At 59.3% G+C, this 9,435-nt stretch carries 8 protein-coding genes and 2 pseudogenes; 4 read left to right on the plus strand and 6 right to left on the minus strand.

Annotated features, from left to right (window positions below):
* A partial coding sequence (locus JCM12296_RS29520) for a molybdopterin dinucleotide binding domain-containing protein (protein ID WP_281492195.1) occupies positions 1-839 on the plus strand: 839 nt, incomplete at its 5' end.
* A 151-nt stretch (positions 840-990) separates the two neighbouring features.
* Here the strand turns inward: JCM12296_RS29520 and JCM12296_RS29525 are convergent.
* Positions 991-2,754 (minus strand): acetate--CoA ligase, encoded by a 1,764-nt coding sequence (locus JCM12296_RS29525; protein ID WP_054700513.1) that lies wholly within the window; start codon positions 2,752-2,754, stop codon positions 991-993.
* A 564-nt stretch (positions 2,755-3,318) separates the two neighbouring features.
* Positions 3,319-3,732, minus strand: coding sequence for an HIT family protein (locus JCM12296_RS29530; RefSeq protein ID WP_083456642.1), 414 nt, complete (start codon positions 3,730-3,732; stop codon positions 3,319-3,321).
* 185 nt (positions 3,733-3,917) lie between these two features.
* On the opposite strand from JCM12296_RS29530, the gene JCM12296_RS39145 reads away from it, so the two are divergent.
* On the plus strand, positions 3,918-4,085 hold the full coding sequence (locus JCM12296_RS39145; RefSeq protein WP_157068008.1) for a hypothetical protein: 168 nt from the start codon (positions 3,918-3,920) through the stop codon (positions 4,083-4,085).
* Between the two features lie 156 nt (positions 4,086-4,241).
* Here the strand turns inward: JCM12296_RS39145 and JCM12296_RS46180 are convergent, their stop codons facing one another.
* The 4 genes and pseudogenes from JCM12296_RS46180 to JCM12296_RS29545 all read right to left on the minus strand — a co-directional run bounded on the left by JCM12296_RS46180 (position 4,242) and on the right by JCM12296_RS29545 (position 7,621).
* Positions 4,242-4,610, minus strand: a complete 369-nt coding sequence (locus tag JCM12296_RS46180; protein ID WP_246805080.1) for an acetyl-CoA hydrolase/transferase C-terminal domain-containing protein — start codon at positions 4,608-4,610, stop codon at positions 4,242-4,244.
* A complete protein-coding gene (locus JCM12296_RS29535; protein WP_246805081.1) occupies positions 4,610-5,734 on the minus strand; it encodes an acetyl-CoA hydrolase/transferase C-terminal domain-containing protein in 1,125 nt (374 codons plus the stop codon). Before JCM12296_RS29535 ends, JCM12296_RS46180 begins: the two co-directional genes overlap by 1 nt.
* A gap of 49 nt (positions 5,735-5,783) precedes the next feature.
* Positions 5,784-6,467: an NUDIX hydrolase gene (locus JCM12296_RS29540; RefSeq protein WP_054700516.1), complete on the minus strand. Its 684-nt coding sequence runs from the start codon at positions 6,465-6,467 to the stop codon at positions 5,784-5,786.
* A 78-nt stretch (positions 6,468-6,545) separates the two neighbouring features.
* Positions 6,546-7,621 (minus strand): annotated as a pseudogene (locus tag JCM12296_RS29545) (glycoside hydrolase family 3 N-terminal domain-containing protein).
* Between the two features lie 221 nt (positions 7,622-7,842).
* Between JCM12296_RS29545 and JCM12296_RS29550 the strand changes: the two are divergent.
* Together JCM12296_RS29550 and JCM12296_RS29555 are read left to right on the plus strand one after the other, a co-directional pair.
* Positions 7,843-8,865 carry a hypothetical protein gene (locus JCM12296_RS29550; protein ID WP_054700519.1) on the plus strand — a complete coding sequence of 341 codons (1,023 nt, stop codon included), beginning with the start codon at positions 7,843-7,845 and terminating at the stop codon, positions 8,863-8,865.
* Positions 8,865-9,435: pseudogene (locus JCM12296_RS29555) on the plus strand (hypothetical protein); the annotation flags it as partial. The gene JCM12296_RS29550 and the pseudogene JCM12296_RS29555, both read left to right, overlap by 1 nt.

A 9,435-nucleotide genomic window follows, 5' to 3' on the forward strand; every position in this document is an offset into this window, starting at 1 on the left:
CTGCGGCCATTTGCCAACATCGCCGCCGGAGCCAAACTGCCGCCGGCCATCCGGGGGAAATCGCCGGCGTCGAAGCCGCCTATCCCCTGGCCGCCCACAAGGCCATCCTGCCGTCGGAGCAGTGGTCCACCGTTTGCCGCATGCTCGCCCGCGGCGGGGTCTTCAAACCCTACGACGCACTCTTTGACGGCGACGTCTTCACCAAAGGCCTGACCGAGGTGCATGTGTACAACGAAAAGTTGGCCGGCGTGCGCAACAGTCTCACCGGCCGGCGTTTTTCCGGCAGCCCGGCCTATGTGGCCCCGGCCGACACCCAAGGTGTGGAAATGGACGCCCAGGAGAAGCATTATCCCTTTGCCGTGGTGACCTACAAATCCCGGCTGCACACCCAGTCGCGCTCCCTGTGGTCCGCCATCGCCATGGAGATCCAGGGCGAAAACCGGGTCGAGCTGCATCCGGCCGACTGCCGGCGTTTGGGCCTTGCCTCCGGTGATCGGGTCCGCCTGGTCTCCAAGAGCAATCCCGAGGGCATCCAGGGCAAAATCCAATCCACGGCCCTGATCCGGCCCGGCTGCGTGGCGATCGCCTTTCACTTCGGCCACAGCGGCTTCGGCGCCACGGCCCTGTCGGTCAGGGATGGCAAGCGGGCATTTCTGGGCGGGGCCGATGTGATCGATGCGGATGGCCGCCTGAAGGCCGATCCGGCATTCGGCAAGGGGCTCAATCCGAACGATGTCACCCGGCTGGACGACACACTCGGACGAACCCCCATGGTGGATCTGGTGGGCGGAATTCCGGATTTCAGCAGTACGCGGGTAAGGATCGAGAAAGTCGCTTGATCAATTGATCATTTTTTGGTGATCATTTTCTCGGTGATCATTTTCTCGGGCAGGTTTTCCGGCCGGCGGCGCCTCAAGCGGCACCGCCGGCCGTTTTTTTGGAAAACACTTGATGGACATGTAAAGATCCGCCGTTTCGACGGATTCGTCATTACTTCTTTTTTGAGCTCAATTCCGGGAACTCATGATAGAAGTACTCATGGGGCGAGACCGTCTCGGCCTCCTTCTTCTTGACCTCGGATGCGCGCAGCTCGATGCGTCGGATCTTGCCGCTGATGGTCTTGGGCAGTTCCTCGACAAACTCAATGATGCGCGGAATCTTGAACTTGGCCAGCACATCGATGGTGTGTTTGAACAATTCCAGGGCCAGTTCACGGGACGGCTGGAAGTTGCGCCCCAGGATCACGTAAGCCTTGACCAGTTGATAGCGTTTGGGATCGGGGCTGCCCACCACGGCCGCCTCCACCACCGCCTCGTGCTCCACCAGGGCGCTTTCCACCTCGAAGGGGCCGACGCGGTAGTCGGAGGATTTGATCACGTCGTCGGAACGGCCCACGAACCACCAGTAGCCGTCCTTATCGAAGGAGGCCTTGTCGCCGGTATAGTAGAGGTTGTTGCGGAAGGCGCTCTCGGTGCGCTCGGAATCGTCAATATACTCCTGGAAGAGTCCCATGGCGCGCCAGTTGTTCAGCCGGACCACGATATGGCCGGGTTCGTCGGGGATGCTGATCGCGTTTCCTTCGTCGTCCACCAGAATCACGTCGTACATGGGCGAGGGATAGCCGAAGGAACCGAAGCGCATGCGCCCCTCCATCCAGGGCGGGTTGCCGATCATGGCCGTCGATTCGGTCTGGCCGTAGAAATCACGGATCTCGGTGCCGGTGGCCTTGCGCCACTGGTCGATCACCTCGGGATTGAGCGGTTCGCCGGCACTCAGGGAGTACTTCATGGCCGAGAAATCGAACTGGCTCAGATCCAGGCCCACGAAGGCCCGCCAGGCCGTGGGCGGCGCACAAAAGGAGTTGACCTTGTATTTGGCCACGGTGGCCACGTACTTCTCCACGTTCAACACCCCGAAGTTAAACCCGGTGGCCGTGGCGCCCAGGTTGAACGGCGCGAAAAAGCTGCTCCAGGCCCACTTGGCCCATCCCGGCGCACTGAGGTTGTGGTGCACACCGCCGGGCTCCAGCCCCTGAATCACCGCCGTGGAAAGATGGCCCACCGGGTAGGAGATGGCGCTGTGCCCCACCCGTTTGGGCAAACCGGTGGTTCCGGAGGTGAAAAAGCAGAAAAGCACGTCATCCTTGCCCACCGCGGCGGGTTCGGCCGTCGTGGATTCATCGTCAATCGCGCAGTAGGATGTCCAGCCGTCCTTCTCACCCAGGACGACCTTGGCCTTGGGGGTGCAGCCGGCTTTTTTCAGGGCGTCGTCCACCAGATCGGTGAGGCCCTCGAAGGCGACGATCACGTCGGGTGGATAGGCTTCGAAGCGGAACTGGATTTCTCTTTCGGTCATGCTGGTGGCCGTGGGCACCGAGATCAGCCCCCCCTTGATGCCGGCAAACGAGGCAAACCAGGTTTCCGGAACGATCGGGGTAAGCATGTAGAGGTTGTTGCCCTTCTCCACGCCCTTGTTGCGAATGAAGTTGAGGAATTGGTTACCGCTCGCGGCCAGTTCGCGGTAGGTAAAACGCCGTTCGGCATCCGTCTCCAGATCGGTCCAGATCAGGGCCAGCTGGTCGCCCCGTTCCTTGACGTGCATGCCTTCGAAGATTTCGCTGGCCCAGTTGAACTGCTCCGGCAAGGCCGCCTGATTGAGTTTTTCAAAAAAGGCCTTGGCCGCCGTCTCCCGTTGTTGCATATCCTGGATGGTGTTGAGTTCCATCGCTTCCCTGTAAAAACTGACCAACGACATGCGCGTCCTCCATTCTGATAGTTATTCTTCTATGGTTGCTCTTCTCTTGCCCCCCTGGATGAACCATCAATCGTTGACGGGTTCGTAAACCGGCTGGGATCGACCCGGCCGGCTCCTCTTACCCCAAAACTCGGTTTCACGCAATCGGCCTTCGGCCGGTGATCCATCGATTCTGAACGACCGCTCGGCAAAATCTTAATCGCACAGCGGGTACTGATTGTCAATTATTTTATTTTAAGACGTCACTTGATGGATCCATAACAATCAATGCCGGTAGTTTACAAAATGAAACCCGAGAAAACCCAAACAGGTCCCAACTATTTGTAATTTATGTATTATTTATATGATTTAGGCAATTCAAAATCTCACATCACATTGATCCGGGAAAGCACCGCGAGAAGAAAATAAATCGCCGACTCGGTTGCCACGCCACATCCGAACCGCGCTTGGCGTCCACTCGAAATATAATTGATATATTTTTATTCCAATTAGTTATGGACATTCCTGAGCGTTCGCTCGGATTATTCCGGAATGGGAAGATGAAATCCAAATGCGGTTGCCCTGTCACCCGTAGGCGCGCTTGCCGTCGATGACGCCCCGTACGCCGCCCCGGGGATTGGGGCAATCGCCATCGCGCCGGGGTATCAGGTGAATATGGGCATGCAGGATGGTTTGACCGGACGAGATGCCGCTGTTGGTCCCGATGTTGAAGCCGCTCACCGACGGATCCGTCTGTCGGATGCGCCGGGCAAGGGTGCGGATCAGGGCCCGGCTGTCGTCAAGCTCCTGGTCGGTCATGGAAAACCAGTCGGCCGTGTGCCGGAGGGGAACGATCAAAAGATGACCGTCGGTAACCGGAAAACCATCCTTGACAGCCGCCACCGTACCGGCGCGTTCAATGAGGGTGCCTTCCCGGATCCAGCGGCAAAACAGGCAATCCGGACGCTGCGCCGTGTTCCCTTGGGGGTTGATAGGCATGCGATCCTCCGTCACCTCCGATGGATGGCGGTGATGGATCACAGCCGACCGGAGATGTTTGTTTAGGGCTCCGGCAAAAGGTCATCACGCCGCCGCCTTGTTTTTCGGTGAAATCGTCATATGTTGATAATTCAACCCGTCTTCACCCAAACCCGATTCACCCATAACCTGGACGCGAGCTCACCATGGAAAACAAGATGCCGAACAACAAGGGGATCCAGTTGCTGGCCAAGCGTTGCCGGGACCAATTCCAACGCAGGGAAAATACGGACTATTACTCGCCCGACGACTACCACAGCGCCGAACGCAATTATGTTAAATTCTGTGTTTTTTCCGAAACCGGAGTCAACTGACGGCTGCCGGTCGAACGGCCCCGCGGTTTGCCGGTCAACGTCAAGATCCCTCCATCAATTGAGGGACAAAGCCGGTTTGCCCCGTTAAAAAAAGAGACCGCATGCCTTCAATTGACATTTGAATTTTGGCATTTGACATTAACCGTAACCGTTGTCTCACCCCACCCGCATATCCCCGGTGGCCATGTAGCGCTCATGAAAGGCAAACGCGTCGCTCAGGATATGCGGTTCGTGTCCGCCCGACGTCCGAATGGCCCGCTGGTAGTAATCCCACAAAAGATCGCGGTAATCCGGATGGGCGCACTTTTTGATGACCGCCTCGGCCACCTGTCGCGGGGTCAGCGGTCGGGTGTCCACCAGCCCGTACTCCGTGACCACCACGTCCACCGAGTGTTCGCTGTGGTCGACGTGGGAGACCATCGGCACGATCGCCGAAATCTTGCCCCCCTTGGCCGTGCTGGGCGTGACGATGAACGAGACGGCGCCGTTGCGGATGAAGTCGCCGGAACCGCCGATGCCGTTCATCAGTTGCGAGCCATGAGATGGGTGGAGTTGACCTGGCCGTAGATATCGACCTCAATGGCGGTGTTGATCGCGATCACCCCCAGCCGGCGCACCACCTCGGGTGAATTGGAGATCTCCACCGGCCTCAGAACGATCTTCTCGCGATAACGGTAGAGCTCGTTGAAAAACCGCTCCCGGGCGCGGTGCGAAAGGGTCATGGCCGATCCCGAGGCGGCCTTGACCTTCCCCAGGTCAATCAGATCCAGTACGGCATCCTGCAGCACCTCGGAATAAATGTCGATACACTGGAAAAAGTCGTCTTCAACGAACCCGCTCAACACGGCATTGGCCACATCGCCCACGCCGGACTGCCAGGGCAGGCCTGGCGGCATGCGGTCCTTGCGGATTTCATGGGCCACGAAATCGAGGATATGCTCGGCGATCTTGCGGGGCGCCTCCCCCGGTTTGTTGAACACCGCACAGCTGTCCTCTTCCTGGCTGGAGAGAATGGCCACGACCTTGTCGGGATCCATTTCGATGAACGGCTTGCCGATACGGTCGCCGGCCCGGTAAATGGGAATCGGCATGCGGTAGGGCGGATCCTCGGGAATGTAGATATCGTGGATGCCTTCCAGGGCGGTCGGCTCGCTGGATATCTCGATGATGATTTTTTGGGCTTCACGCACATAGGTGGGGGTATTGCCCACGGACATGGTCGGGATCAGGTGGCCCTTCTCGGTTATCCCCGCCGCCTCGACCACGGCCACATGCGCCTCGCCCAATCCGCCGTCGCGCACCTGCGCCGAGAGCCGGGAGAGGTGGTCGTCCTTGAAGCGGATCCGGGCCTGGTTGATCGCTTTGCGCATGATGCGGTTGCTCATATAGGGGCGCCGCCAGGCGACGAGGCCGGCCTGGGCCAAAACACCGTCAACGGCATCGCCCGTCGAGGCGCCGGCAAAAAGATTGATCTTGAAGCGCTCGCCGGCCTCGGCGCGCCGCACCAGGGCTTTGGGAATCAGCTTGGGGTAACCGGCGGTGAATCCGGAAATAAACACGTTGGTACCGTCTTGGATGTGCCGACACGCCGTATCCGGGTCGGTCACCTTGTCCATCAGCGATTTGAAGCGAATTCGTTCTTCTAGCATGGTTGAACCCCGTTCATGGTTGGTGAAAATAGCGCCCGGCGATCCGCGGTTAATGCCAGGCAAAATAGGGCTGCTCAAAATGGGCCACGCGCCGGTTCTTGCCCAGCATGGCGACTTCCCGGAATTGATAAATGATCGCCGCCGTGGGGGCGGCAATGCAAGTCTCACCGACGGGCATCAGCAGTACCGGATTGTCGCTTTCGGGAATGGTCTCGAGGATCGGCGCATCGGCGCGCATGAACTCGGCCAGGGGAATCAGGTGAATGGAGGCCACCTCATCGGGATTGGCCGTAAGTGAGAAATCGCTCCCGCCCCACACCACCACCGGTTTGATCGTGAAACCGGAACGGGTATCGTAATCGTCCAGGCGGCCGATGATGCGATCCGCATCCAGGGCAAGGCCGACTTCTTCCTCAAGTTCTCGCAAGACCGTATCCTCCGGTCGCTCACCGGCCTCCATCTGACCTCCCGGCAGGGCCCACTGGCCGGCATGTTTCCTGAGGCGGGCGGATCGCCGGGTCAGGATCATGGCCGCGTCACCGCGCACACCATCGTCGGTCAGAATACCGGAGGTGTCGGGCGCGCCCTGAAGCGCCACAAGGGTCACGGCCACGGCCGCCTGCTTCAACTCGCTTCCGGCATGGGATTTTCGGTCGAATGGCTTCCGGTTAAATTGCTCTAGATTGGCGCTGACGTGGCGCAACAGGTTTTCATTGAATGTCAGATCCAGCATGTTCCGCAATCACCTTCCGCATCATGGTTGTCGCATCCTTCCCATGCCCTTCCAAATATAAGCCGCCGGAACCGGATTTCAAACGGGTGGTCCGGTAGGTCCATGCCCTTCGCATGGCGGGCTGCCGGCATGCAGATAGGTCTGTTTCAAGGCCAGAATACGGTCCAGGGAACGCCGGCCCATCTCCCTGAGCCGGGCATCGTCGGTCAACCGTTGACAGAGGCGTTCCCGGGCAGCCTGGATGTCGGGCCCCTTGTGGCAGATCAGGGCGATATCCACCTCGGCCAGAAGAATCTGATCGATGGCCGTGGCAATCTCGAAAGCCGGCTTGATGGCGCCCATGTCCAGGTCGTCGGTCATCACCACCCCTTGAAATCCCAATTGGCGGCGCAACAGGTCACCAACACGGCCGGGCTGAGACTGGCTGGCCAGAGCGGGTCGATGGCGGTAAAGCGAATGTGGGAAAGCATCATGGCAGCCACATCCGCGGCCATCGCCGCTTTGAACGGGACCAGATCAAAGGCGGCGAGGGTCTTTTCATCGATGTCAAGATCGGGCAGGGCCAAGTGGCTGTCCAGCACCGTGCGGCCGATGCCGGGAAAATGTTTGCCCACGGCCATGATGCCGCGTTGTTGAAGGCCTTCGATCACGGTCCGCCCCAGGCGGGCAACCCAGGCGGGATCGCTGCCGAAGGCGCGCCGCACCATGACGCTGTCGATTTCTTTGGGCGCAACGTCCAGCACGGGTGCCATGTCCATGTTGACCCCGATTGAATGGAGCTCGTCGGCGGTCACCCGGGCGAAGGCGGCCGCATCGTCGACGTGCCGCATGGACGGATTACCTGGAAACACGGTGAAATGAGGTGCCTTGAGCCGTGCCACCAATCCGCCCTCCTGATCGATGCCGATAAACAGCGGTGGCAGCCCACGACGGGCGGCGGCCGCCTGGCAATCCCGGCAGAGCTGGGCGATCTGCGTGGGCGTCTCTAGGTTGCGCGAAAAAAGGATCAGTCCGCCGACCTTGAGGGTTTCGATCAAAAACTGCAGGTCGTCATTGAAACCGGTGCCGTCGAACCCCACCATGAGACGCTGGCCGGCGATTGTTTCGATGGTCGGTGTCATCATCGTTGCCCATCTCCCTCGATTGATTCGCATTTTATGTCAAATCCACGGCTGGCAAGGATTGACGCCCGCATCACCCGTCGAGCTAAAGGAATTCTAACATTTTTCTTCTTGACAAGAACAGGCCAGATGAAGAACATAAAAGAAAGAAAAATGCAACAAATAATCAAATGTTTAGGCAGCCACGTGACTATTGATGGGTGTGTTGAGGGCCCAACACGCGCATAGGTGCCGATTGCGGCCAAGGGGGATTTATGCTGGATCAAAAAACCGAAACGGCCGTCCCGACCGACACGTTCGATCATCTGTGGACCATCTGGAGCGAGCCATTTGCCGCCCTTCAGACGGGGATTGCCGGACTATCACGCTACACAGCCGATTTTTTCACCTCCTATCTGCGCTCCACCGAGTACTTCCAACGGGTCGAGGGGGATCGTCTTTTCGCCCAATCCCCGTCGGACAACCTGGAAGCCTACCTCGGTCTTCTGGAAAACAACCTCGAACTGATCACGCGGAGCCTCAACGGCAGCGCCCGGATGATGGAATCCTATATTCGCAACGAGGCCGACCGCGGCATTGAAGCGCTCCAGGAAGCGCTCTTCAACAACGATATCAAAAAGCTGGCGCAGTTCAGCCAGCGCCAGGCGCGCTTGATGGAACGGGTCACCGTTGACTACCCCGAGGCCATCGCCGCCATCGAACCGGAATACGGCTTTCACTTCGAGCGCGGCACCCATCCGCTGATCGACGAAACCGGCCGCTTCCAGCTCTATCGGGTGGCACCGTCCCTTCCCGATGTCCAAACGCGCATGGACGCCAAGCCGATTCTGATCATCCCGCCTTACGTCCTGGGCGCCAATATTCTCGGATTCCTGCCGGGCGAACAGCGCAGCTACGCCCATGCCTTCGCCAACCAGGGAATCCCCACCTATATCCGTATCTTGAAGGACATCGCCAACACGCCCGATTTGCAGACCATGACCGCCGAGGAGGATGCCAGGGACACCCGCCAGTTCTGCGAGGCCATTCAGCGCGCCCATGGCAAGCCGGTCACCCTGAACGGCTACTGCCAGGGTGGTTTCAACAGCCTGTGCAACCTGCTCAGCGGAATTCTCGATGGCCTGGTGGATGCTTTCATTACCTGCGTTTCCCCCATGGACGGAACCCGCAGCCGGGGGCTGGCCCGATTTCTCGCACGCCTGCCCGAGCGGTTCAACGATCTGCCTACGGCACCCGGATCCTGCCCAACGGCAACCGTGTTGCCGATGGCCGCCTGATGGGCTGGGTATACAAACTCAAGAGTATCGAGCATGAAATCCCGGCGGCGGCGTTTTTCAACGACCTGATGATGTTTGCCCGCATGCGGGATATCGACACCCCCATCAACAAGACGGCCGCCGCACTCAACTACTGGCTGCAAAATGAACGCAACGATCTGCCCCTGGAAATCACGCGTGTCAGTTTCGCCTCCTACAATATCCCCATCACCGATGACGGAACCCTACCGATTCGCCTTTTCGGCGAGAAATTGAATTTGAAACGACTGAGCGCGAAAAAGATTCCCTGGCTGATCTGCTACGGCACCAACGACGATCTGGTGGAGAAGGAAACCGCCCTGGCGCCCCTGGATTATATCGACGCGGAAGTCACGCCGTTTCCCAAGGGGCACGTGGCCATTGCCACGTCCTGGTCTTCGCCGAACTCCGCCTGTGCCCTGCATACGCGGTTTGGCGACGGCAACTGGCGCGGGCCGATCCGATTCCATCTGGATTTGGATGCCGAACCGGCAAGCACCCCGGCCAAGGCCGGCGGTTCCACCGGTCGCATACCCGCGCCCGCCATGCCGG

The organism is Desulfosarcina cetonica JCM 12296 (assembly GCF_001311845.1).
Taxonomy (GTDB): Bacteria; Desulfobacterota; Desulfobacteria; order Desulfobacterales; family Desulfosarcinaceae; genus Desulfosarcina; species Desulfosarcina cetonica.

Excerpts from the sequence above, each read along its gene's own strand:
- JCM12296_RS29525 (WP_054700513.1), bottom strand. The coding sequence starts at position 2,754 with ATGTCGTTGGTCAGTTTTTACAGGGAAGCGATGGAACTCAACACCATC.
- JCM12296_RS29530 (WP_083456642.1), bottom strand. The coding sequence starts at position 3,732 with ATGCCTATCAACCCCCAAGGGAACACGGCGCAGCGTCCGGATTGCCTG.
- JCM12296_RS39145 (WP_157068008.1), top strand. The coding sequence starts at position 3,918 with ATGGAAAACAAGATGCCGAACAACAAGGGGATCCAGTTGCTGGCCAAG.
- JCM12296_RS46180 (WP_246805080.1), bottom strand. The coding sequence starts at position 4,610 with ATGAACGGCATCGGCGGTTCCGGCGACTTCATCCGCAACGGCGCCGTC.
- JCM12296_RS29535 (WP_246805081.1), bottom strand. The coding sequence starts at position 5,734 with ATGCTAGAAGAACGAATTCGCTTCAAATCGCTGATGGACAAGGTGACC.
- JCM12296_RS29540 (WP_054700516.1), bottom strand. The coding sequence starts at position 6,467 with ATGCTGGATCTGACATTCAATGAAAACCTGTTGCGCCACGTCAGCGCC.
- JCM12296_RS29550 (WP_054700519.1), top strand. The coding sequence starts at position 7,843 with ATGCTGGATCAAAAAACCGAAACGGCCGTCCCGACCGACACGTTCGAT.